General features: G+C 73.0%; 23 protein-coding genes. 3 read left to right on the top strand and 20 right to left on the bottom strand.

What is annotated here, in order from left to right:
• Window positions 1-119 precede the first annotated feature (119 nt).
• The 17 genes from trpA to M0P34_RS03075 form a co-directional block, all read right to left on the bottom strand.
• Window positions 120-884, bottom strand: coding sequence for a tryptophan synthase subunit alpha (gene trpA, locus M0P34_RS03155; RefSeq protein WP_291496281.1), 765 nt, complete (start codon window positions 882-884; stop codon window positions 120-122).
• A gap of 56 nt (window positions 885-940) precedes the next feature.
• Window positions 941-2,110: a tryptophan synthase subunit beta gene (gene trpB, locus M0P34_RS03150; RefSeq protein ID WP_291496279.1), complete on the bottom strand. Its 1,170-nt coding sequence runs from the start codon at window positions 2,108-2,110 to the stop codon at window positions 941-943.
• A gap of 65 nt (window positions 2,111-2,175) precedes the next feature.
• Entirely contained in the window at window positions 2,176-2,835 is a 660-nt protein-coding gene (locus M0P34_RS03145; protein ID WP_291496277.1) for a phosphoribosylanthranilate isomerase, read from the bottom strand.
• Entirely contained in the window at window positions 2,832-3,605 is a 774-nt protein-coding gene (locus M0P34_RS03140; protein WP_291496274.1) for an indole-3-glycerol-phosphate synthase, read from the bottom strand. The genes M0P34_RS03145 and M0P34_RS03140 overlap by 4 nt, the downstream gene beginning before the upstream one ends.
• Window positions 3,598-4,599, bottom strand: a complete 1,002-nt coding sequence (gene trpD / locus M0P34_RS03135; RefSeq protein ID WP_291496272.1) for an anthranilate phosphoribosyltransferase — start codon at window positions 4,597-4,599, stop codon at window positions 3,598-3,600. Before trpD ends, M0P34_RS03140 begins: the two co-directional genes overlap by 8 nt.
• The gene (locus tag M0P34_RS03130; RefSeq protein ID WP_291496270.1) at window positions 4,596-5,198 is read right to left on the bottom strand and encodes an aminodeoxychorismate/anthranilate synthase component II; all 603 of its coding nucleotides are present in this window, start codon (window positions 5,196-5,198) and stop codon (window positions 4,596-4,598) included. The genes trpD and M0P34_RS03130 overlap by 4 nt, the downstream gene beginning before the upstream one ends.
• Complete coding sequence (locus M0P34_RS03125; RefSeq protein WP_291496267.1) at window positions 5,182-6,597, bottom strand: anthranilate synthase component I family protein; 1,416 nt, start codon at window positions 6,595-6,597, stop codon at window positions 5,182-5,184. Before M0P34_RS03125 ends, M0P34_RS03130 begins: the two co-directional genes overlap by 17 nt.
• 126 nt (window positions 6,598-6,723) lie before the next feature.
• Window positions 6,724-7,500: a prephenate dehydrogenase/arogenate dehydrogenase family protein gene (locus M0P34_RS03120; RefSeq protein ID WP_291496265.1), complete on the bottom strand. Its 777-nt coding sequence runs from the start codon at window positions 7,498-7,500 to the stop codon at window positions 6,724-6,726.
• A 6-nt stretch (window positions 7,501-7,506) separates the two neighbouring features.
• Window positions 7,507-8,847, bottom strand: coding sequence for a 3-phosphoshikimate 1-carboxyvinyltransferase (aroA, locus tag M0P34_RS03115; protein ID WP_291496263.1), 1,341 nt, complete (start codon window positions 8,845-8,847; stop codon window positions 7,507-7,509).
• A gap of 10 nt (window positions 8,848-8,857) precedes the next feature.
• The gene (locus M0P34_RS03110; RefSeq protein ID WP_291496261.1) at window positions 8,858-9,082 is read right to left on the bottom strand and encodes a DUF2283 domain-containing protein; all 225 of its coding nucleotides are present in this window, start codon (window positions 9,080-9,082) and stop codon (window positions 8,858-8,860) included.
• A gap of 55 nt (window positions 9,083-9,137) precedes the next feature.
• Window positions 9,138-10,253 carry a prephenate dehydratase gene (gene pheA, locus M0P34_RS03105; RefSeq protein ID WP_291496259.1) on the bottom strand — a complete coding sequence of 372 codons (1,116 nt, stop codon included), beginning with the start codon at window positions 10,251-10,253 and terminating at the stop codon, window positions 9,138-9,140.
• A gap of 2 nt (window positions 10,254-10,255) precedes the next feature.
• The gene (locus tag M0P34_RS03100; protein WP_291496257.1) at window positions 10,256-11,230 is read right to left on the bottom strand and encodes a 3-dehydroquinate synthase II family protein; all 975 of its coding nucleotides are present in this window, start codon (window positions 11,228-11,230) and stop codon (window positions 10,256-10,258) included.
• A 29-nt stretch (window positions 11,231-11,259) separates the two neighbouring features.
• Window positions 11,260-12,069, bottom strand: a complete 810-nt coding sequence (locus M0P34_RS03095; protein WP_291496255.1) for a 2-amino-3,7-dideoxy-D-threo-hept-6-ulosonate synthase — start codon at window positions 12,067-12,069, stop codon at window positions 11,260-11,262.
• 395 nt (window positions 12,070-12,464) lie between these two features.
• Window positions 12,465-12,812: an MTH938/NDUFAF3 family protein gene (locus M0P34_RS03090; protein WP_291496253.1), complete on the bottom strand. Its 348-nt coding sequence runs from the start codon at window positions 12,810-12,812 to the stop codon at window positions 12,465-12,467.
• A gap of 93 nt (window positions 12,813-12,905) precedes the next feature.
• Window positions 12,906-13,340 (bottom strand): DsrE family protein, encoded by a 435-nt coding sequence (locus tag M0P34_RS03085; protein WP_291496251.1) that lies wholly within the window; start codon window positions 13,338-13,340, stop codon window positions 12,906-12,908.
• Window positions 13,341-13,424: 84 nt separating this feature from the next.
• Window positions 13,425-13,727, bottom strand: coding sequence for an AzlD domain-containing protein (locus M0P34_RS03080; protein ID WP_291496249.1), 303 nt, complete (start codon window positions 13,725-13,727; stop codon window positions 13,425-13,427).
• Window positions 13,717-14,457, bottom strand: a complete 741-nt coding sequence (locus tag M0P34_RS03075) for an AzlC family ABC transporter permease (RefSeq protein WP_291496247.1) — start codon at window positions 14,455-14,457, stop codon at window positions 13,717-13,719. The genes M0P34_RS03080 and M0P34_RS03075 overlap by 11 nt, the downstream gene beginning before the upstream one ends.
• Before the next feature lie 203 nt (window positions 14,458-14,660).
• Here M0P34_RS03075 and purU point away from each other — a divergent pair, with 203 nt between their 5' ends.
• Both purU and M0P34_RS03065 read left to right on the top strand, forming a co-directional pair.
• Entirely contained in the window at window positions 14,661-15,530 is an 870-nt protein-coding gene (purU, locus tag M0P34_RS03070) for a formyltetrahydrofolate deformylase (RefSeq protein WP_291496245.1), read from the top strand.
• A gap of 9 nt (window positions 15,531-15,539) precedes the next feature.
• Window positions 15,540-16,292, top strand: a complete 753-nt coding sequence (locus M0P34_RS03065; RefSeq protein WP_291496243.1) for an MBL fold metallo-hydrolase — start codon at window positions 15,540-15,542, stop codon at window positions 16,290-16,292.
• A gap of 105 nt (window positions 16,293-16,397) precedes the next feature.
• Here M0P34_RS03065 and M0P34_RS03060 read toward each other — a convergent pair whose 3' ends face one another.
• From M0P34_RS03060 to M0P34_RS03050, 3 genes are read right to left on the bottom strand one after another with little or no spacing between them, the layout of a single operon-like run.
• Complete coding sequence (locus M0P34_RS03060; protein ID WP_291496241.1) at window positions 16,398-18,473, bottom strand: ribonuclease catalytic domain-containing protein; 2,076 nt, start codon at window positions 18,471-18,473, stop codon at window positions 16,398-16,400.
• A gap of 53 nt (window positions 18,474-18,526) precedes the next feature.
• Entirely contained in the window at window positions 18,527-19,351 is an 825-nt protein-coding gene (locus M0P34_RS03055; protein WP_291496239.1) for a class I SAM-dependent methyltransferase, read from the bottom strand.
• Between the two features lie 58 nt (window positions 19,352-19,409).
• The gene (locus tag M0P34_RS03050; protein WP_291496237.1) at window positions 19,410-20,684 is read right to left on the bottom strand and encodes an IMP cyclohydrolase; all 1,275 of its coding nucleotides are present in this window, start codon (window positions 20,682-20,684) and stop codon (window positions 19,410-19,412) included.
• 121 nt (window positions 20,685-20,805) lie between these two features.
• On the opposite strand from M0P34_RS03050, the gene M0P34_RS03045 reads away from it, so the two are divergent.
• Window positions 20,806-21,147 carry a hypothetical protein gene (locus M0P34_RS03045; RefSeq protein ID WP_291496236.1) on the top strand — a complete coding sequence of 114 codons (342 nt, stop codon included), beginning with the start codon at window positions 20,806-20,808 and terminating at the stop codon, window positions 21,145-21,147.
• The last annotated feature ends 109 nt before the right edge of the window (window positions 21,148-21,256 follow it).

Raw genomic sequence — 21,256 nt, 5'->3', positions numbered from 1 at the left:
TTCGGGGCGGGCGCGCCCGCCCAATGCGGGATTCCCAAGGGGCGTGCCCCTTGGGCCGCCGGAGGCCGGTCCGCCCGGAGGCGCGCGCAGCGTCTCCGGGCTTCCCGCCCGGCGCCGGGCTAGCGCCAGGCCTCCAGGAACCGGGCCGGGGCGCCGCCGGCGCGCAGGTGGGTGATGAGGGCCGAGCCGAAGACCACGGCGTCGGGGCCTTCGCCCAGGGCGGCGAGCTGGTCGGGGGTCTTGAGGCCGAAGCCCAGGGCCAGGGGCACGCGGAAGGTCCGCTTGGCCTCGGCCAGCCGGGCGCCCACGGCCTGGGGCAGGGTGGCGCGCTCGCCGGTGACGCCCAGCACGGACACGAAATAGGCGAAGCCGGTGGCGTCCTTGGCGTAGAGGGCCAGCCGCGCGGGGCTGGTGTTCAGGCCGACCAGGGGGATGAGGTCCAGGCCGCTGGCGGCGAGGGTGGCGCGGATGTCGGCGGCCTCCTCGTGGGGCAGGTCGGGGATGATGACCCCGTGGACCCCGGCCCGGGCGGCGTCGCGGGCGAAGGCCTCCATGCCGTATTGCAGGAATGGGTTCAGGTAGCCCATGAGCACGATGCCCGCCCGCAAGCGTCCGGCGCGCGTTGCCAGTCCTTCGAGTATCCATTTGAGGGTCACGCCGCGCGCGAGGCTTTCCAGGGCCGCCTGTTCCACGGTGGGGCCGTCGGCCACGGGGTCCGAGAAGGGCACGCCGATTTCGATGATGTCCGCGCCCGCGCCGTCGAGCTCGGCCACGGCGTCCCAGAATTCGTCCAGGCCGGGGAATCCGGCGGGCAGGTAGGGGATGAGCGCCTTGCGTCCGGCGGCCTGGGCCTCGCGGATGCGTCGGGTGAGTGTGGATGCCATATGCGTTCTCCTGCGCGGCCTGGCCGCGCGGTCTTGTGCGTTGGATGCGTTGGCCGCTAGACGCCGAGCACTTCGGCCACGATGCCCAGATCCTTGTCGCCGCGCCCCGAGAGGTTGACCACCACGTTGGAGCCCGGTTCGATGGCCTGGCGGTGTTCGAGCACATAGGCCAGGGCGTGGGCGGACTCCAGGGCCGGGATGATGCCCTCCTTGCGGCACAGGGCCTGGAAGGCGGCCAGGGCCTGGGCGTCGTTGACGGTGACGTATTCGGCGCGGCCCGAGGCGTCGAGCCAGGCGTGCTCGGGGCCCACGCCCGGGTAGTCCAGGCCCGGGGCCACGGAGTGCGAGGGCAGGATCTGGCCGTCGGCGGTCTGGAGCAGGCGGGTGCGCGTACCGTGCAGCACGCCGGGGGTGCCCTGGGTCACGGAGGCGGAATGGTGGCAGCCCGGCTGGCCGGTGCCCGCCGCCTCGACGCCCACCAGGCGGACCTCGCGGTCCTCCACGAAGGGGTGGAAGATGCCCATGGCGTTGGACCCGCCGCCCACGCAGGCCACCACCAGGTCGGGCAGGGCGCCGAAGCGCTCCACGCACTGCTGGCGGCACTCGTGGCCGATGACGGACTGGAAGTCGCGCACAAGCTCGGGGAAGGGCGCGGGGCCGACCACCGAGCCGATGCAGTAGTGGGTGTCGGCCTGCCCGGCGATCCAGTGGCGCAGGGCGGCGTTGATGGCGTCCTTGAGGGTCTTGGTGCCGGACTCCACGGGGCGGACCTCGGCGCCGAGCAGGCGCATGCGTTGCACGTTGTGGGCCTGGCGCACAACGTCGGTGGCGCCCATGTAGACGATGCACGACAGGCCGAGCATGGCCGCCGCTGTGGCCGAGGCCACGCCGTGCTGGCCCGCGCCGGTCTCGGCCAGGAGCACGCTCTTGCCCATGTGCCGGGTCAGCAGGGCCTGGCCGATGGTGTTGTTGATCTTGTGCGCGCCGGTGTGGGCCAGGTCCTCGCGCTTGAGGTAGAGGTTGAAGCCCAGCTCCGCCGAGAGGTTGGGGCAGCGGTAGAGCGGCGTGGAGCGGCCCACATATTCGGCCAGGATCTGGCCGAACTCGGTGAGGAAGGGTCTGGAGCGGGCGATGGTGCGGTAGGCGTCGTCCAGTTCCTTGAGCGGCGGCATGAGCAGCTCGGGCACGAACTGGCCGCCGAAGTCGCCGAAGTATCCTTTTCTCATGGTGCGTGGTCCTTGTTCGGGCGGGCGGGGGCCCGGCCCGGTTTGGGTGTCTGGGGCGGCGCGGCTCAGCCCCGGGGGCGGATGAGGGCCACGGCGGCGCGGATGCGCCGGTGGTCCTTGACGCCGGGGGCCGATTCCAGGCCGGAGTTCAGGTCGTAGCCCGCCGGGGCGCAGGCGGCCAGGGCCCGGGGCAGGGTCTCGGGGCCGAGCCCCCCGGCCAGCAGCCAGGGCACGGGGCAGTCCAGCCCGTGCAGGCGTTCGGCGTCCTGGGCGCGGCCGTGCCCGCCTGTGGCGGTTCCGGCGTCCAGCAGGGCATAGGCCATGACCGGCGCCAGGCTGTGCAGGTCGTCCTCCAGGGCCGCGCGCGCGCTGTGGCGTTCGGGCCAGAACACGCGCATCACCCGCCCGGGCCCGACGGCCCGGCAGAAGGCCGGGTCGTTGTCGCCGCACAGCTGGGCCAGGTCCAGCCGGGCCCGGTCCATGACGCGCAGCACCTCGGCCTGGGTCTGGTTCACGAACACGCCCACGCGCAGGGCGCCGGGGGTGCGCAGCCCGGCGGCCTGCTCCGGGGTCACGCGGCGCGGGCTTTGGGGGTGGAAGATGAACCCGAGCATGTCCACCCCCGCTTCCAGGCAGGCGTCGGCGTCCTGCTGGCGGGTGATGCCGCAGACCTTGATCAGCGGGCGCCGCGTGGCGCCGGGGTCGGCGGGAAGGGTGTAGGTCATGGATTTTTCTCCTCGATGAGCCGGGCCAGGGCCGCGCCGGGGTCGGCGCCTTCCATGAGGAAGGTGCCCACGAGCACGGCGTCGTAGCCCAGGGCGGCGAGTTCGGCGATCTGCGCGCCGCGGGTGATGCCGCTGGCCGAGATCCAGGTTTCGCCGGGCAGCTTCGCGGCGGCCAGCCCGCGCGAGATGTCCAGCGAGATTTCCAGGGTGTCCAGGTTGCGGTTGTTGACCTGGATGAGGTCGGCCCCGGCGCCGCGCGCCCGGGCCAGGTCGTCGCCGTCGAAGACCTCCACCACCGGCTCCAGGCCCAGCTCGCGGGCCAGGGCGACCATGCGCCCCAGCTCGGCGGGCCCGACCATGCGCGCGATGAGCAGCACGGCGCTGGCCGGGGTGGCCGCCGTCTGGCGCACCTGGAGCGGGTGGAGCACGAAGTCCTTGCGCAGCAGGGGCAGCCCCGCCGGGACGCAGGCGTCCAGGAAGCCCAGCTCGCCCCGGAAGTGGTCGGCCTCGGTGAGCACGCTCATGGCCGCGGCGCCGCCGCGCGCGTAGGCCCGGGCCACGTCCTGCGGGCCCAGGGCGAGGTTGATGTCGCCCCGGCTGGGCGAGGCGCGCTTGTATTCGGCCACCACGGCCCCGGGGCCTGCCGCGCGCAGGGCCGCCGCGAAGGGCGGGCGCGCGGCCGTTCGCGGCGCGGGCATCCGGCCCTGGGCGTCCCGGGCCATGAGATCCATGATTTCCCGGCGCTTGGCCTGGGCGAAGCGTTCAAGCATGGATGAGAGCCCTCCCGACCCCGGCGGCCACGGCGGCCCGGGCCTGCTCCACGGCCGCGGGCAGGTCCGGCGCGGCGTCCAGCAGGTGCAGGCACACGGCCACGTTGAGCACGAGCATGTCGCGCATGGCCTGCGGGCCGCCGCCTTCCAGCAGCTCGCGCAGCACGTCCACGGCGGCCTGTCTGTGGGGCACGGCCACGTCCCGGGGGTTGTGGCGCGCCAGGCCCAGGGCCTGGGGGTCCAGCTCCTCCTCGCGCAGCCAGCCGTCGCGGACCCAGACCACGGAGTTTACCCCGAAGGGCGTCAGCTCGTCGAACCCTCCCGCGCCGTGGACCACGCAGGCCCGCGACACGCCCGTAAGCGCCAGGGCCTTGGCCATGCGCGGGGCGAACCCCGGGACGCCCACGCCCAGGAGCTGGTGGGTGGGCCGGGCCGGGTTGAGCAGCGGGCCGAGCAGGTTGAACAGCGTGCGGCAGCCGATCTCGCGGCGCACGGGCATGATATGCTTGAAGGCCGGGTGGTAGCCCGGGGCGAAGAGGAAGGCGAAATGGCGGGCGACCAGCTCGCCTGCCACGGCCTCGGGCTCGGTGGTCAGGGACAGGCCCAGGGCCTCCAGGGCGTCGGCGCTGCCGCAGGTGCTGGTCACCGAGCGGTTGCCGTGCTTGACCACGTCGTGGCCCAGCCCGGCCAGGACCAGGGCCGTGGCCGTGGAGCAGTTGAAGCTGCACGAGCCGTCGCCGCCGGTGCCGCAGGTGTCGATGCGCGGGCCGGACAGGCCGGGCACGGCCCGGGCGTGGCGCAGGGCCGCGCGCACCGCCGCGGCCAGTTCGCGGGCCGTCTCGCCCTTGGTTTTCAGGCCCATGAGAAACGATCCGGCCTGGGCCGGGGTCATGGTGCCGTCCATGAGCCGGGCGAATGCCTCGGCGGCCATCTCCTCGGGCAGGTCCTTGTGGTAGGCCAGCAGTTCCAGGACATCGGCCATATGCATGGTCATCTCGCGCCTCCTTGGGGCAGCAGGGCTTGGGGGAAGTTGGCGAGCAGGCGCCCGCCGTCGGGGGTCAGCACCGATTCGGGGTGGAACTGCACGCCCGCCCAGGGGCGGTCGGCGTACTCCAGGGCCATGACCTCGCCCCGGCCCGTGCGCGCGGTGACGCGCAGCAGCGCCCGGGCCGGGGCCGGGGCGTTGTCCACGTCCACCACCAGGGAATGGTAGCGCCCGACCTCCAGGGGCCGGGGCAGGCCGGCGAACAGGCCCGTGGCGTCATGGTCCACGGCCGAGGTCTTGCCGTGCATGATGCGCGTGTTGACCACCACGGGCGCCCCGGCGAACAGGCCCAGGGCCTGGTGGCCCAGGCAGACGCCCAGCACGGGCACCGCGCGGGGCAGCCGGGCCAGGAATTCCAGGCACAGGCCAGCGTTTTCCGGGCGGCTGGGCCCCGGGGACAGGCAGACCATCTCCAGGGCCGGGTCCGTGGCCAGCCCGAGCACGTCGGGGTCGTCGTTCCGCTTGACCAGCGGGTCGCGACCCTGGCGCTGGAAGGCTTGCACCAGGTTGAAGGTAAACGAGTCGTAGTTGTCAATCAGCAAGAACATCGGGGCCTCCCTTGCCGGTCAGGATTTCACGGATGACACGGGCCTTGTTGGCGCATTCCTGCCACTCGCGGGCGGGGTCGGAGTCGTGGACGATGCCCGCGCCCGCCTGCCAGGTCAGCACTCCCCCGCGCACCCACATGCTGCGGATGGTGATGCCGGTGTCCAGGTCCACGCGGCCGGGGTCCAGCCCCAGCCAGCCGATGGCCCCCGCATAGGGCCCGCGCCCCTGGCGTTCGATGTCGGCGATGATCTGCATGGCCCGGACCTTGGGCGCGCCGGACACCGTGCCCGCCGGGAAGGTGCTGGCCAGCACGTCCAGGGCGTCCAGTCCGTCCTTGAGCCGGGCGCTGACGTAGGAGGTCAGGTGCATGACGTGGGAGAAGCGCTCCACCTGCATGAACCTGTCCACGCGCACCGAGCCGGGGGTGGCGATGCGCCCCAGGTCGTTGCGCCCCAGGTCCACGAGCATGACGTGTTCGGCGCGCTCCTTGGGGTCGGTGAGCAGCTCGGCGGCCATTTCCTCGTCCTGGGCGGGGCTTTCGCCGCGCGGCCTTGTGCCCGCGATGGGGCAGGTGGTCAGCTCGCCCCCCCGGCAGCGCACGAGCATCTCCGGCGAGGAGCCGAAGAGCTCCACCTTGGGCAGGCGCATGTAGAACATGTACGGCGAGGGGTTCACCTGGCGCAGCCGCCGGTAGAGCACGAAGCTGTCGCCCTCGAAGGAGGCCGAGAAGCGCGTGGACAGCACGGTCTGGATGCACTCGCCCTGGCGGATGAGCTCGATGGCGTCGGCCACGCCCTTTTGGTACGAGCCCTCGCCCGGGTCGGTGCGGACCTCGCCCACCCCGGGCGCCACCGGGGTGCGCATCACGTTGCGCAGGTCCGCCTGGGGCCGCACGCCCTTGGTCAGGGTCAGGAAGCACAGCCGGTGGTAGAGGTGGTCGAAGAGCACCACGTTGCCGGGCAGCACGAGGCAGGCTTCGGCCTCCTCGGGGGGCAGCAGCGGCGCGAGCTTGGGCTCGAACATGCCCGCAGTGCCGTAGCCGAAGTAGCCCATGAGCGAGCGGGTGATGGGCGGCAGGTCCTCGAAGCCCTCGGCGGGCAGGATGCGCAGCCGGGCCATGACCTGGCGCACCCCGTCCAGGAAGGGCTGGCCGTTGTACTGCTTCATGGCTTGCAGGCGCTCGTCGCGCACGCCCACGTCCAGCCGCCCCCGGGAGCACGACAGGCGCATGGCGTAGTTGTAGGCCACCACGCTGTAGCGCCCGAAACGCCCGTCCACCTCGGCGCTTTCGAGCAGCAGGCCCTGCTTGTGGCCCACCAGCCCGAGGAACAGGCTGACCGGGGTCTGGATGTCCGCGGGCAGCCATTGCCCGTGTTGCCGCAATTGCAAGGGTTCCATGATGTTCCTCCTGTGTGTCTCCCGTTGGCGCCCGGTCCCCGTCGGCCCGCGCGCGGTGCAAAAGAAAACGCCGCATCCCCCGGGGGAGATGCGGCGCGTCATCGATGATGGATCAATGGGCGTGCGTCAGCCTCCCCCGTCGGGTCCGTCATGCCACCACCAGTCGGCGCGCTCGCACAGCAGCTCGATGTCGCCTCCGGCGGCGATGTTGAGCATGGCGCGGTAGGCGCGCACGGAGTCCTGGGTGTAGGGGTTGGCGTCCATGAGTCCGGCGAAGAGCGCGCTGTCCTCGGTGAGCATCTTGCGCGCGGCGTCCAGGCGGCGCCGGAAGCTCGGGGTGATGAAGGCGGCCAGCTCGGGCCGGTGGGCCAGGGTGGCCAGGTAGGCCACGCTGGTGATGAAATTCAGGCCCTGGATGTCGGCCACGGCCCGGTCGTGCTCCTCGGCGGTGGCGGCGAAAGGCGTGAAGCCCAGGCGGGCCATCAGGTCGGCCACGGCCCGCGCGGCGGCCTCGCCCCGCCCGGGGACCACGGCCACCCGCGTGGCGTCCGGGGCGGGGTCCGGGCCGAAGAGGGGGTGCGTACCCACCACCGGGCCGGAGTGGGCCGCGAGCATCTCGGCCAGGGGCCGGACCTTCACCGAGCAGATGTCGGCCATGATCTGCTCCGGGCCCATGGCCGCGGCGCACAGCCGCGCGACCTCGGCCACGGCGGCGGCGGGCACGGCCAGAAGCACGAGCTCCGCCCCCCGGGCCTCGCGGGCCAGGGCCCCGGGGGTCAGGGGCGCATCCAGCCCGCGCACGGCCAGCCCGGCGGCACGGGCCCGCCCGGTCAGCAGGCGGCCCATGCGCCCCCCGGCGCCGACAAGCAGGATGTCGCTAATGTTCGTAACTTCGATAGCCATCTGAAATCACGCCTTAAGTTCCGAAACAACCTTGTTCCATTCGTCGAAGAAATCCGGGAAGGACTTGCCCACGCAGCCCGGCGCGTCCAGCTCCGGACGCACGCCCGCCAGGCGCAGCAGCGACATGCTCATGGCGATGCGGTGGTCGCCGTAGGTGGTGATGGGCACGGCGCTCCCGGCGGCCAGGGGCGCGGGCTCGATGCGCAGCCCGTCGGGCAGGACGGCGACCCGGGCCCCGGCGCGGGACAGCTGGGTGGCCGTGGCCTCCAGGCGGTCGCACTCCTTGATGCGCAGGTGCGCCGCGCCGCGGATCTCCGTGGGCGTGGCCGCGAAGCAGGCCGCAGCGGCCACGGTGGGCACGATGTCCGGGCAGGGGGCCATGTCCACGGTGACGCCCGTCAGGGGCCCGGCCTCGGGGGGCGCCACGGTCACGGCGTCGGCGTGCCACATGATCCGGGCGCCCATCCGGCCCAGGATGTCCAGGATGGCGCGGTCGCCCTGCAGGGAGTCCTCGCGCAGGCCCTGCACGCGCACCGGGCGGGGCCCCACGGCCCCGGCGGCCAGGAAATACGAGGCGTTGCTCCAGTCGCCCTCCACCACATAGCTCCCGGCGCGGTAGGCCCCGGGGCGGACCACGAAGCGCACCCGGCCCGGGTCCACGCGGCGCAGGGTCCGCCAGTCGGCGGAAACCCAGGCCTCGCCGTCGTTGCGCTGGGCCTTGGGCCGCACGCCGAACAGCTCCTGCACGGCCAGGGTCAGGGCCACATAGGGCCAGGACACGACCTTGGTGCCGCCCACGGCCAGGACCATGTGCCGCGCGGCGGCGGGGGCGGCCAGCAGCAGCCCCGAAAGGTATTGGCTGGATTCGTCCAGGTCCACGGTGATTTCGCCGCCGCGAAGGCCCGAGGCATGGAGCACGAAGGGCGGGTAGTCCGTGCGGCCCTCGAAGCGGAAGCCCGCGCCCTGGGCCGCGAGGGCCCGGACCAGGGAGCCCACGGGCCGCTCGTGCATGCGCGGGGCGCCGTGTACGCGGAACAGGCCCTGCCCGGCGGCGGCCACGGCGGTCATCAGCCGGCAGGTGGTGCCCGACTCGTGAACGTCGAGGTCCACGGGCCGGTCCTGCCCGCCCCGGGGGCGCCCGGCCACGCCCGCCACGCGCAGCGCGTCGCCGTCGGCCTCGAAGCGCGCGCCGCAGGCCGCCAGGCAGCCCATGGTCCGCTCCAGGTCGTCGCTTTGCAGCACGCGGCGGACCGTGCTCGTGCCGTCGGCCAGGGCCGCGGCGATGACCATGCGGTGCGACAGCGACTTGCTTGGCGGAGCCAGGACGGAAGCGGCGGGGACGGTCATGGCTGCGGCCCTACAGGAGCTTCATGCCCTGGACGTTGCGTCCGTTGACGCACAGGTCCACCGAGCGGTGGTTGTCGATGCGCCGCGAGGCGTTCCTGATCTCGAAGTTGACCAGGGATCCGTCGCCGCCGTACCCCAGCACCACACCGGGCTTTTCGGTGTCCAGCGTGCGTACCGGGGTCGAGGAGAGGACAATGGTCAGCACGTCGTTCTGGGAGTCGTAGCAAAGTTGCATCGGGTTCCTCCGGGCGGCCCGGTTCCGGGGCCGCGAAGTGTTTGTTGCGCGCGTCCTAGTCCAGCCCGGCGGACACGTCCAGGGACGGGCCCTGGGGGTAGCTGCCCAGGACGCGCATGGTGTGGCAGTTGGCGCCCAGCTCGTCCAGGGCGCGGGCGTACTGTTCGCTGCCCAGGTCGCATTCCAGGTCGACGAAGAACACATACTTCCATTTTTCGCCGCGCATGGGCCGCGATTCGAGTTTCTTCATATTGATGCCGTGGGCCGACAGGGTTGCCAGCACGCCCACCAGGGCGCCGGGCCTGTCGGGCACGGTGAACAGCAGGGATGTCTTGTCGCGCGCGCCGCCAGCGGCCGGGCGCGCCCCGACGACCACAAAGCGCGTCCAGTTGTCGGGCAGGTCCTCGATGCCCCGGGCCAGCACGTTCAGGCCGAACATGGCCGCCAGGGCCTTGTGGCCGATGGCCGCCGCGTCGGGGGTTTCGGCCACGCGGGCGGCGGCGGCGGCGGTGCTCTCGGCGGGGATCAGCCGCGCCCCGGGCAGGTTGGTGCGCAGCCAGGCGTCGCACTGGGCCAGGGGCTGGGGGTGGGAGTACACGGTCCTGATGTCCGTGAGCCGCGCGGCCGGGGAGAGCAGGGTGTGGCTTATCTTGCAGAACAGCTCGGAGAGGATGTGGACCTCGAAGCGCAGGAACAGGTCCAGGCTCTGGCCCACGGTGCCGTGCAGGGAGTTCTCCAGGGGCAGGATGCCCAGCTCGGTTTCGCCCTGGGCCACGGCGCGGAACACGCCCTCCAGGCCCGACTTGGGCACGAAGTCGGCGCTGTGGCCCAGGAACTCGACCCCCGCGAAATAGGAGAAGGTGCCCTCGGGGCCCAGGTAGGCGACCTGCTGCGGGCGCTGGAGCCTGCGGCTGGAGGAGAGGATCTCGCGGTAGATGGCCCGCAGGTGCTCCTCGGGCAGCGGGCCCTGGTTGGCCGCGGCCAGCCCCGCCAGGAGCTCCTTCTCGCGGAAGGGCTTGAAGATCAGGTCGCGCTCCTCGGCCTTGATGCGCCCCACCTCGCGGGAGCGGGAGGCGCGGCGGTTGAGCAGCGCCAGCAGCTCCAGGTCCAGGGCGTCGATCTCGGCGCGCAGGGCGTCCATGCGCGCGGCGGCGTTCTTGCTGTCGGGCATGGCTATCCTTCCTTGATGTCCTCGGCGATGCGCATGCCGAAATGGCGCCCGGCCTCGTCGGTGCGCACCAGGATGCGCTGGCCCTCGGCCAGGGCCACCACCGACACCGGGCAGCCGTCCTCGCGGACCACGCGGATGGTCTCGGCGTTCTGCAGGAACACCGCGCCCTCGCGCCCGGAGTCGGTGCGGGCCGTGACGTGCAGCATGGGCCGCACCTCGACCTTGACCCGGCCCACCGTGGCCAGGCTGGTGCCGCCGTCGGCGCCGACGATGAGCACCTCGTCGCCCGAGGCCAGCTCTTCCAGGTAGCGCGTGCGGTCGCCGGGCATGACCGCGTAGGCGTGCACCGCGCCCGCGTTGATGCGGAAGGGCCGGGCCGCGACGTAGGGGTTGGACTCGGTTTCGGCGTGGACCAGGAAGGTGAAGGCGCTGGAGTTGCCCACGAGCATGCCCTGCCCGGTGCGCAGCATGCTCATGGTGTCCACGCACACGCGGTGGCCCAGCCCGGCGGGGCGCACGGCGGTGACCGTGGCCGGTTCCAGGGCCAGGGTGCCCTGGCTGAGCTTGAGGTCGGCCACCACGGCCTTCATGTCCTTGGCGGCCTCGGGCAGCAGGACCACGAAGTCCACCCCGCGCTCCAGGATGCCTGCGGCCAGGCGGGCCTCGTCCAGGCTGGCCACCTCGCAGCCCAGGCCCGAGCCCTGGGCCAGGAGGTTCTCCACGGGGATGATCTCCCAGCCGTGGGCCAGGACCACGCGGGCGCCCTCGGCCAGGGCCCGGGCGGCGGCCTGCTCGTCGGCCTTGGAGCCCAGGGCCACGCGGGTCAGCGCGCCGGGGGTCAACACCTCGACCTTGGCCAGGGCGCGCACGGCGTCAGCGTGCTCGGGGCTGGTGATCACGGCGTCGATCCCGGACTCCAGGGCCAGGGTCACCTGGTCCTTGTCGAAGGGAATGGCCTGGAAATAGACGGTCTTCATGGCTTCTCCTGGGGCTTTCGCGGGCCGGGCTAGAGGTCTTCGCCCATGAACTCCACGGCCTGGTCCAGGTCCCAGTCGGCGTGGACGATGCCGTTCAGGGCCTTGAGCAGCCGCGAGACGTTCTTGTGCTGGAACACGTTGCGGCCCACGGACAGGCCCGCGCCCCCGGCCTGCACCGAGTCGTGGACCATGCCCAGCAGGTCGGTGGTGGAGTCCAGCTTGGGGCCCCCGGCGATGACCACCGGGATGCAGCACGACTCCACCACGCGCGAGAAGCTGTCGATGTCGCCGGTGTAGGGCACCTTGACCACGTCGGCGCCCAGCTCCTGGCCGACTCGCGCGCAGTGGCGGACCACGTCGAGGTCGAACTCGTTCTTGATGCGCGGCCCCCGGGCGTACATCATGGCCAGTACGGGCATGCCCCAGGAGTCGGCCTTGCTGGTCACCTCGCCCAGGGCGTGCAGCATGTCCCGCTCGGTCTCGTCGCCCAGGTTGATGTGCACCGACACGCCGTCGGCCCCCAGGCGCAGGGCGTCCTCCACCGTGCCGACCAGGGTCTTGGCGTTGGGGAAGGGCGACAGCGACGTGCTGCCCGAAAGGTGGATGATCAGGCCCACGTCCTTGCCGGAGCCCCGGTGGGAGCAGCGCGGCATGCCCTTGTGCATGAGCACCGCGTTGGCGCCGCCCTCGGCGATCTGGTTCACGGTGTCGCGCAGGTCGACGATGCCGTAGATGGGCCCGACGGTGACGCCGTGGTCCAGGGGCACGACGATGATGCGCCCGGTGTTGCGGTCGAAGAGGCGTTCCAGCCGGACGACCTTGCCCATGTTCGTGTTCATCGCTCTGTTCCTCCGGTGTTGCGCTCCGGCGCCGGGGCCCGCGGCCCAAGGGAACAAAAAGGGCCGCGGACTATCTGCCCGCGGCCCAGGAGGTCTGGTGCGTGTTCGAAACTACACGGCACCCCGTCCCTGACCGCAGGCCGGCATAAAGTACCAAAAGTACATCCAGCCGAAGCTGGAGGCGGCGGTACCGAAGCTGGAGGGCAGGGGGGGCATGGTGCACATGAGGGGGGAAGTAGCGCCGCCCGGGGAGGGGTGTCAAGAAAAAAGCGGGGCCGCGCCGCGCGAAAGGGGCGGTCCGGCGGCCGCCCGCGGGGCGCCGCCGCCCGGGGAGGCGCGCCCTGCACCGCTTTTTCGGCGCAGCCACCGATGATGGATTTGTTTCGCCCCGGGGCTCAACAGGTCAGGTGGAAGGCCCCGGCCACGGCCCGGCCCTCGGCCTCCAGGCGGTTGAAGAGCTCCACGGCCTGGGCCGTGGGCAGGGCGTGCAGGGCGACGCCGTCCTCCTCCAGGCGCCGGGCCAGGGGCTCCGACACCCGGGCCATGCCCGAGGATCCCGTGCCGCAGACCAGGGCCTCGGGCCGGGCGGCCAGGATGTCGCGCACGTCGCGCTCGTCGAAGACGTGCCCGCGCCTGCGCCACCACTTGGGCACCACCTGGCCGCCGACGATCTTCACGTCGTTGCGGTAGGTCTCGCCGTCGATGCGGATGACCCCGAAGTGGTATTCCTCGATGACGGTCATGGCTGCCCGCCTGTTTGGGGGCGCCGCGTCCCGGCGGCCCCGCAAGCGCCCCGGCGGCGGGCGCGGGCCCGGCCCGCGCCCGCCCGCCGGGCCTCAGTAGGTCAGCACCAGGGTGTCCGGCGCCAGGGCCGCATCCAGCCCCGCCCCGGCCCTGGCCGCAACGCCGTCCATGAGGTCCGCCTCGGTCATGCCGCCCACATGCTTCATGCACATGGGGCAGGCCAGCACGGTGCCGCCGTCGCGCATGAAGGCTGCGAGCATGTCGCGGATGGACTGGCCCGAGGGGTAGACCGGCGAAGGGACGCCCCGGTGCACCAGGCGCACCCCGTCCACATTGAAGAACAGCGTGGCGGGCAGGCCCTTGGACTTCATGGCCGCGTGGGTGAACTGGATGGCCATGGCCGCGCGGTTCACGTCGGCGGTGGTCACGCTGGTCATCACCCGGGCCGGGGCCCCGGCCCGGGCGGGCAGGGCCAGGAGCAAGGCCAGCAGCAGGGCCGCGCAGGCGGCGCGCACAAGGCGTTTCATGGTCGGCCTCCTGGAGGTTTGCGACCAGCCTAGCACGCCGTGCGGGCGCAGGGGAAGAAAAACCCGCACAAAAAGGGAGGGAATCTAGAGCAGCAGGCGCAGGGCCCAGACGGCGCCCACGCCCGCGGCCATGGCCAGGGGCAGGCTGCGCGTGGCCAGGGCCGTGCCCAGGGCCGCCAGCCCGGCCAGGGCCTCGGCCGGGCCCTGGGTCAGCACGGCCGGGGCCACCAGGGAAACGACCACCGCCCCGGGAATGGCCGAGAGGAATGCCTCGGCGCGCGGGCCCATGCGCAGGCGCCCGACCAGGAACAGCCCGGCGGCGCGCGTGGCGTAGGTGACGGCGGCCATGGCCAGGATGGCCGCCAGGGCCTGGGCGCTAACGGGCATGGTCCTCCCGCGCGGCCCGGCGCGCGGGCCGGGCCAGCCCGACCAGCCCGCCGGCCAGCCCGCCGGCCAGGATGTACCATTTGCCGGGCAGGAGGTGCTGCCCGGCCACGGCCGCCCCGGCGGCCGCCAGCCAGACGGCCGCGTCGCCCCGCCCGCGCCACAGCCCGGCCAGAAGGGCCAGGAAGGCCGCCGTGAAGGCGAAGTCCAGCCCGTAGCGTGCCGGGTCGGGCACCAGGGCCCCCGCGGCGTGCCCGGCCAGGGTCGGCCCCAGCCAGGCGACGTGGAGCACAAGGCCCGTGCCCAGCAGGAACGACGTTCCGCGCCCGCCCCGGGCGTGGTAGGCCGCGGCCAGGGCGAAGCCCTCGTCCACCAGGAAGAACATGCTCCCGTAGGCGCGCAGGGGACCGGCCCCGGCCAGGTGCGGCCCCAGGGCCGCGCCCATGAGCACATGGCGCAGGTTGACCACCAGGGCCGTCAGCGCCAGGGCGGCCACGGGCAGGGGCTGGACCCACATGTCCAGGGCCACGAACTGCGAGGCCCCGGCGAAGACCAGGGCGCTCATGCATCCGGCCTCGGCCAGGGTCATGCCCGCCTGCCCGGCGAGCATGCCGTAGGCCAGCCCGTAGACGGCCACGCCCAGGGCCACGGGCGCGGCGGCGGCGGCGCCCAGGCGCAGTCCGGCGAGGCCGAAGTCCGGCGCTTCGGGGGCTGTCGCGGGGGATGGGGGCATGCGTGCGTGTCTCCGGTTGCGGACGGCGCGGGGCTGCGCCGCCCGGGATATGTAGCCCCCCGGGCCGCCCCGCGCAAGCCCGGGCCCGCCAGCGCGCCCCGGGCCGCCCGGGGGCGGCTCCCGCCCCTTGCCCCGGCCCCGGGTTTTGCCTACAGTCCTGCGGCATCGCAACCCGCCGCCCCGCGCGGCCCGCAAGGAACACCATGACCAAGACAGACACCATCGCCCGACTGCTCATCTCCTGTCCGGACCGCCCCGGCATCGTGGCTGCGGTCAGCAATTTCCTCTATTCCCACGGGGTGAACATCACCACCTTCGACCAGTATTCCACAGACCCCGAGGGCGGCACCTTCCTTTCGCGCCTGGAGTTCCAGACGCCGCACATGGACGTGTCGGCCCCGGTGCTGGAGCAGGCCTTCACCGAGACCGTGGCCGCGCGCTTCGACATGAACTGGCACATCAGCTACGCCGCCAGGCCCAAGCGCACGGCCATCCTGGTTTCGCGGCTGGACCACTGCCTGCTGGAGCTCTTGTGGCTGTGGCGGCGCGGCAAGCTGCCCACGGACATCGTCCTGGTGGCCAGCAACCACGACGACCTGCGCCCCGTGGTGGAGGGTTTCGGCATCCCCTTCCACCATGTGCCCGTGGAGCCCGGCCCCGAGGGCAAGGCCCGCGCCGAGGCGCGCCTGCTGGAGCTGACCGGCGGCGTGGACCTGGTGGTCCTGGCGCGCTACATGCAAATCCTCTCCGGGGCCTTCGTGTCCCGGTTCCCCTTGCGCATCATCAACATCCACCATTCCTTCCTGCCCGCCTTCGTGGGCGCCAACCCCTATCAGAAGGCCTACGACAAGGGCGTGAAGCTCATCGGGGCCACGGCGCACTACGTCATCGAGGAGCTGGACGCCGGGCCGATCATCGAGCAGGACGTGGCCCGCGTGACCCACCGCCACGACATCGGGGCCCTGAAGGACCTGGGCCGCGACCTGGAGCGCCAGATCCTGGCCCGGGCCGTGCGCTGGCACCTGGAGGACCGCGTGCTGCTGAACGGCAACAAGACCGTCATCTTCGAATAGGGGCCGACCATGCGCGTGACCTTTCCCGGCGTGGGCGAGGCCTTCGACGAAACCCTGCCCAACACCTGCGTGCTGCTGGAGGCCGGGGAGGACTCGGCGCTCCTGGACTGCGGCTTCACCGCCGCCCACGCCTTCTGGGCCTGCGCCGGGGCGCCCCTGCGCCTGGGGGCGGTGTGGGTGTCGCACTTCCACGGCGACCATTTCCTGGGCCTGCCGCTGCTGCTGCTGCGTTTCTGGGAGCAGGGGCGCACGGCGCCGCTGGTCCTTCTGGGGCCAAGGGGCGTGGGCGAGCTGGCGGTCCGGGCCATGGACATGGCCTACCCCGGGTTCCGGGCCCGGATGCGCTTCGGGCTGGACGTGCGCGAGATGGAGGAGGGCCGCCCGGTGGAGGCCGCCGGATTCCGCTGGACCTGCGCCCCGGGGGACCACGGCGCGCCCTGCCTGGCCGTGCGCGTCCAGGCCCGGGGCGCGGCGGTGTTCTACTCCGGCGACGGCAAGCCCACGGACGCCACCCTGGCCCTGGCCCGGGGGGCGGACCTCGTGGTTCACGAGGCCTATGCCCTGGACGCCGAAACCCCCGGGCACGGCACCGTGGCCGGGGCCATCGACTTCACCCGCCGCGCCCGGGCCCGGCGGCTGTGGCTGGTGCACGTCAACCGCGAGGTGCGCCGCGAGCGCCGCCGCGAGCTGGAGGCCCTGCTGCGCGACGCGGCGGACGTGGAGGCCTTCCTGCCCGAGCCCGGCGACGCCCTGGCCCTCTAGCGCCGGGGCCCCAAGGCCGCGCCGGGGCCTTGGGGGCAGCACCGGGCCCTCCCGGCATGGCCAGCGGCCGGGACGCGCAGCCGTTTTCCGCGGGCGCGGCCCCGGCTACTGTTCCCAGGCCTCGGCCACGCGCAGCTCGTTGGTCAGCGGGTTGACCTTGTGCAGGCGGACCAGGAAGCGCTGGCCGGGGTAGATCTTGTCGCCGAGCATCTGGCGCGGGACGCGGACGTAGAGCTGCTCGCGCGGCAGGGCCAGGGTCACCAGCTGCCCGTCCTCCACGGCCACGGCCTCGAACTGTTCCTTGCGGTTCTGGCGGAAGTACACGAGCTTCCAGTAGCGCGGGCGGAAGCGCTGGATGCGCCCGACGGCCTCGGTGCGCGCCGTGAGGTGCGGCAGCATCCGCCCCAGCTCCTCGGCCGCCCACAGCGGGGCGCCGCGTTCCAGCACATGCAGCACCTGGGCCATGTTGGCCAGGTCCGCGTAGCGCCGCAGCGGCGAGGTCAGGGGCGCGTAGGCCTCGGCGCCGATGGTGGCGTGGCGGCGGGGGGTCAGCTCCTGGCAGGTGGGCGCCATGAGCCGCACCACGCGGTGGGCGTCCTCGGGGGTGGTCCAGACCCCGGCGGCGTCGCCGGGCAGGGTGATGTCCTGGGTGCGGTGGATGAGCGCCACGCCGTGCTCGCGGCCCCAGCTTCCGGCGGCGGAGTTGGCCAGGATCATGAATTCGCTGACGGCGGCCTGGGCCCCGGGGCAGGCCGGATGCAGGACGATGTCCACCCGCGTCTGTGCGCCCTGGCCCGCAAGGACGATGTCCGGGTCGGGCCGGTCCACCACCACGGCGCCGCCCAGGATGCGCCGGGCGCGCAGCTTGAGGCCCAGCTCCACGGCCAGGGCGGGCTGGGAGTCGGGTCCGGCGGCGGGCAGGGCGGCCTCCAGGGCCTCGTAGGTCGTGTTTTCGGCCACGCGGACCCAGGCCAGGCGCGGGTGCATGGACTCCAGGGCGCCCTCGGCGTCCAAGGCGCAGTCCATGACCAGGGCCGGGCGCGGCTGGCCCTGGTCCAGGCTGTACAGGGCCAGGCCGTAGGCCTCGGGCAGCATGTGGCTTGTGCCCTCGGGCAGGTAGAGCGAGCTTGCGCGCTCGCGCACGGCGCGGTCCAGGGGCGAGCCGAAGTCCCAGGTCAGGGCCGGGCAGGCCAGGGCCAGGCGCAGGCGGTAGCCCCCGCCCGGGGTGCGCGTGACGAAAAAGGCGTCGTCGATGTCGCGGGTGGTGGCCGAGTCCACGCTGACGTAAGGCTCGGGGTCGGGGTCGCGGGCCAGCTCCGCAAGGCGCTGGCGGGCGGCGGTGATGTCTGCGGCGAAGGGTTCGCTCCAGGCGTCGCCCCAGGCGTAGCCCTCGGCCAGGAGCTGGGCGTTGTAGTGCTCGGGCACCACGCCCCAGGCCTGGGCCAGCAGGAGGGGCAGGTGCGGGTCCTCGGGCAGGCCCTTCTTGATGGTCGCCCAGATGGCGGCCTCGGGGGTGCCGGTCTCCTCGGCCATGGCGGCCATGAGCACGGCGCGCAGGGCTTGGGCCGTGCCGTGTTCCCCCTGCTCGTCGGGCTCGTCGGGCCCTTGCGGGAAGACGGGGGCCTGGCGGCCCTTGACGTGGCAGTCCCACAGCTCGCGGAACAGGCTCTGCCCGGCGCCGACCACGCGCTCGCGGCGCTGCTGGGTCTCCAGCTCGGCGGTGCGCGCCTCGACCTTGTCGCGGGGGTGGATGTCGAAGTCCGGCGGCTGGAACTTGAAGTGCGACTTCTGCTCCAGCATCCGGCGGCCCACCGCGGCCACCCGGTCGGGCCCGGGGTCGTCCCACAGCAGCGAGGCGAACCATTCGGCCGAGGCCCGGGCCACGTCGCCCTGGGCCAGCTCCCACAGCTCGGCCGGGTCCACCCCCGCGGCCAGGGCTTCGCGCTCCTGGTCGTGGCGGGTCAGGATGTCCACGACCTCCTCGCGGCTGTGCTCGCCGCCGTAGGCCGGTCCGGCCCAGGGCAGGATGCGCGCGGCGGGCAGCTTGGTCTCGCGGCGGTTGGCCAGCAGCAGGCGGTAGCGCCCGGACTGTTCGGCCAGCACCCAGGCCACGTTGGTCCGGTTGCCGTGCAGGAATTCGACCACGCAGCCGGGGCCGGGGTAGCGCACAAGGGAACTCATCGTCTGGTCAGCTCCAGTGGCCCCTTGGGGGCCTTGCAGGCTCTTGGCCGGGCTCAGGGGCCCGGGCGCAGGAAGACGTATTCGGCGCAGCCCGTCCAGCCGCGCTGGGGCCGCTGGGCCAGGGGCCGCAGGCCCAGGCGCGCGGCCCGGGCCGCCACCTCCTCCGGGGAGGCGTATTCGTAGGGGTAGCCCCCGATCCAGTCAATCAGGTCGTGGCGAAAATCCATGCCCCGGTCGCGGGCCAGGGGCCAGCGGCCGGTGGTGGCCCAGGAGCCAAGGAGCAGCGGCGGGGCCAGGGCCCACTGCATGGCCAGGCGGCCCGGGCCGGGCAGGGCGTTGTACAGCCGCTTGACGCCCTTCCACAGCGGGCTGGTCCAGTGCCGGGCATACAGGGCCAGGGCCAGGACCCCGCCCGGGGCCGCCAGCCCGGCCGCCGCGTCCACCGCGGGCCACATGGCCCCGGTGTGGTGCAGCGAGCCCCAGGCGTAGACCACCCCGGCGGGCCCCAGGCCGGCGGTGAAGGCCGGGTCGAGGATGGACCCCCGCTCGAAACGCACGCGCCGGGCCTGCCCGGGTGGCAGCAGCCCCAGGTTGTCCCGGCTGGCGCGCACGGCCTCGGGGTCCAGGTCGAAGCCCAGGACCTCGGCGGCGCCCAGCCCGGCGGCGGCCAGGGAGAACAGCCCCGAGCCGCAGCCCACGTCCACGAAGCGCGCGCCCCGGATGCGCCCGGGGCCCAGCAGGGCCGTCAGGGACAGGCGCGCCGCCTCCAGGGCCCGGGGCCCCAGGCTCTGGCGCGAGAAGGAGCGCCAGTTGGCGCCGAACTCGAAGCGCGGGCCCCCGGCGGGGTCGCTCGCCGGGGCGGTGGGGCCGGGGCTCATGGCCGCTCCTGCCGGGTTGTGGCCGTCGGCGCCGCCCGGCGGGGGCGGCGCGCGCCGCCTAGTGCCTGAACGAACGCTGGCCCGTGAAGACCATGGCCACCTGCGGGGCGGCCTGGTTCACGGCCTGGATGATCTCCCAGTCGCGGATGGAGCCGCCGGGCTGGGCGATGGCTGTGACGCCCTGCTCCAGGGCCACGTCCACCCCGTCGCGGAAGGGGAAGAAACCGTCGGAAACCAGCACGCTGCCGGGCAGGCCGCCGCGCGCGGCGCGGGTGCGCTCCTGGATGTCGGCCAGCCTGGCGGCCAGGGCCGGGTCGTTTCCGGCCTTGAGCTTGAGCTCGTACAGGCTCATGCCCAGCTCCCGCGAGGCCAGCAGGTCGGTGTATTTGGTGTGGGCCTTGTGGATGGCCAGTTCCACGCAGCCCACGCGGTCCTGCTCGCCGGTGCCGATGGCCACCGTGGCGCCGTCGCGGGCGAAGATCACGGAGTTGGAGGTCACCCCGGCTTCCACGGCCCAGGCGAAGAGCAGGTCGTCGGCCTCCTGGGCCGTGGGCTTGCGGGCGGTGTAGGTCGAGCCGTCCTTCTGCGCGCTGGCGGGCAGGAAATCGTCGGCGCACAGGATGCGGTTGCGGAAGGAGAACTGGAGCACCAGCCCGCCGTCGGTCAGGCTCTTGATGTCCAGGAAGGGCTGGCCCGCCAGGGTGCCCAGGTCCGCCAGCCCGGGGATGCGCAGGATGCGCAGGTTCTTGCGCTGGCGCAGCAGGGCGAGGGCCGCCTCGCTGAACTCCGGCGCGGCCACCACCTCGAAATAGGAGCTGTTCACCAGGGCGGCGGCGTCCTCGTCCAGGGGCCGGTTGACCACCACCGTGCCGCCGAAGGCCGCGATGCGGTCGGCGTGGAAGGCCCGCTCCAGGGCCGTGGCCAGGCCCTCGTCGGTCCAGGCCGCGCCGCTCGGGTTGTTGTGCTTGAGGATTACGGCGGCGGGCTTGGCCGTCAGGTATTGCAGGATGTTCAGGCCGTTGTCCACGTCGGTCAGGTTGATCTTGCCGGGATGCTTGCCGGCCTGGAGCATGTGCTCCTCGGTCAGGGCGCTGACCAGCCCCTGGCCCGGGCCGCGAAAGGCCACGCCGTCCAGGGTCAGCCCGCCGCCCACCAGCTCGTAGAGCGCGGCGGGCTGGTCGGGGTTCTCGCCGTAGCGCAGGCCGCGCCGCTGTCCGTCTATGGTCCAGCCGCGCTTGCGCAATACCAGTTCCTGGTCGCCCAGGCGCAGGGTCATGTCGTCGGGAAAGGGGTCGCCCTGGATGGTGCGGTACATGGCCTTCAGGTCGCTCATGGCTGTTCTCCTCGATTTACTGGCTGAGGAAGTGCTGATAGCATAGCCCCGCCCGGTGGGCAATGAAGGGCCCGGCGCGCGGGCCGCCGCCAGGCCCCCGGCCCGCAACCAGGAGGATCGTGTGGAAAAGGCTTTGGAGAGGTTGGCCCGCCAGCTCATGGGCTACGACGAGGCTTCCCTGGCCTCGCTGTGGGAGAAGTACGCGGCCCGGGTGGAGCGCTTCGAGCCCACCCGCAAATGGGAGGAGGCCGCCCTGGTCTTCGGCATGATCCAGGCCATGCGCTGGAAGAACCAGCTGTTCAACTACCATTGGAAGCAGTCGTCCGAGGGCGCGGGATTTTCTCCGCACGGCCCGGAGCTGGTGTCGCGCCCGCCCCTGCCGCGCAAGGAGCCCCAGCCGCCCAGGGGCGCGCGCATCCTGCCCTTCCGGGACCCCGGCGTCGCGGACCCGGACGACGACTAGCTCCGCGCCGCGTCGCCCGCCCGGGGAACGCCCGGGCGCCCGGACGCCGACGGCCCCCTTCCCGCACGGGAAGGGGGCCGTCGGCGTCCGGCGGGACGGGAGGGGGCTA

This window comes from Desulfocurvus sp. (genome assembly GCF_023230885.1).
Lineage (GTDB): Bacteria > Desulfobacterota > Desulfovibrionia > Desulfovibrionales > Desulfovibrionaceae > Desulfocurvus.
Note: the sequence above shows the minus strand (reverse complement) of the source record. Positions and strands in the feature narration are given on the sequence as shown.

What these genes read in the sequence shown, in the direction of transcription:
- trpA (WP_291496281.1), bottom strand. Translation starts at nt 884, where the DNA reads ATGGCATCCACACTCACCCGACGCATCCGCGAGGCCCAGGCCGCCGGA.
- trpB (WP_291496279.1), bottom strand. Translation starts at nt 2,110, where the DNA reads ATGAGAAAAGGATACTTCGGCGACTTCGGCGGCCAGTTCGTGCCCGAG.
- M0P34_RS03145 (WP_291496277.1), bottom strand. Translation starts at nt 2,835, where the DNA reads ATGACCTACACCCTTCCCGCCGACCCCGGCGCCACGCGGCGCCCGCTG.
- M0P34_RS03140 (WP_291496274.1), bottom strand. Translation starts at nt 3,605, where the DNA reads ATGCTTGAACGCTTCGCCCAGGCCAAGCGCCGGGAAATCATGGATCTC.
- trpD (WP_291496272.1), bottom strand. Translation starts at nt 4,599, where the DNA reads ATGACCATGCATATGGCCGATGTCCTGGAACTGCTGGCCTACCACAAG.
- M0P34_RS03130 (WP_291496270.1), bottom strand. Translation starts at nt 5,198, where the DNA reads ATGTTCTTGCTGATTGACAACTACGACTCGTTTACCTTCAACCTGGTG.
- M0P34_RS03125 (WP_291496267.1), bottom strand. Translation starts at nt 6,597, where the DNA reads ATGGAACCCTTGCAATTGCGGCAACACGGGCAATGGCTGCCCGCGGAC.
- M0P34_RS03120 (WP_291496265.1), bottom strand. Translation starts at nt 7,500, where the DNA reads ATGGCTATCGAAGTTACGAACATTAGCGACATCCTGCTTGTCGGCGCC.
- aroA (WP_291496263.1), bottom strand. Translation starts at nt 8,847, where the DNA reads ATGACCGTCCCCGCCGCTTCCGTCCTGGCTCCGCCAAGCAAGTCGCTG.
- M0P34_RS03110 (WP_291496261.1), bottom strand. Translation starts at nt 9,082, where the DNA reads ATGCAACTTTGCTACGACTCCCAGAACGACGTGCTGACCATTGTCCTC.
- pheA (WP_291496259.1), bottom strand. Translation starts at nt 10,253, where the DNA reads ATGCCCGACAGCAAGAACGCCGCCGCGCGCATGGACGCCCTGCGCGCC.
- M0P34_RS03100 (WP_291496257.1), bottom strand. Translation starts at nt 11,230, where the DNA reads ATGAAGACCGTCTATTTCCAGGCCATTCCCTTCGACAAGGACCAGGTG.
- M0P34_RS03095 (WP_291496255.1), bottom strand. Translation starts at nt 12,069, where the DNA reads ATGAACACGAACATGGGCAAGGTCGTCCGGCTGGAACGCCTCTTCGAC.
- M0P34_RS03090 (WP_291496253.1), bottom strand. Translation starts at nt 12,812, where the DNA reads ATGACCGTCATCGAGGAATACCACTTCGGGGTCATCCGCATCGACGGC.
- M0P34_RS03085 (WP_291496251.1), bottom strand. Translation starts at nt 13,340, where the DNA reads ATGAAACGCCTTGTGCGCGCCGCCTGCGCGGCCCTGCTGCTGGCCTTG.
- M0P34_RS03080 (WP_291496249.1), bottom strand. Translation starts at nt 13,727, where the DNA reads ATGCCCGTTAGCGCCCAGGCCCTGGCGGCCATCCTGGCCATGGCCGCC.
- M0P34_RS03075 (WP_291496247.1), bottom strand. Translation starts at nt 14,457, where the DNA reads ATGCCCCCATCCCCCGCGACAGCCCCCGAAGCGCCGGACTTCGGCCTC.
- purU (WP_291496245.1), top strand. Translation starts at nt 14,661, where the DNA reads ATGACCAAGACAGACACCATCGCCCGACTGCTCATCTCCTGTCCGGAC.
- M0P34_RS03065 (WP_291496243.1), top strand. Translation starts at nt 15,540, where the DNA reads ATGCGCGTGACCTTTCCCGGCGTGGGCGAGGCCTTCGACGAAACCCTG.
- M0P34_RS03060 (WP_291496241.1), bottom strand. Translation starts at nt 18,473, where the DNA reads ATGAGTTCCCTTGTGCGCTACCCCGGCCCCGGCTGCGTGGTCGAATTC.
- M0P34_RS03055 (WP_291496239.1), bottom strand. Translation starts at nt 19,351, where the DNA reads ATGAGCCCCGGCCCCACCGCCCCGGCGAGCGACCCCGCCGGGGGCCCG.
- M0P34_RS03050 (WP_291496237.1), bottom strand. Translation starts at nt 20,684, where the DNA reads ATGAGCGACCTGAAGGCCATGTACCGCACCATCCAGGGCGACCCCTTT.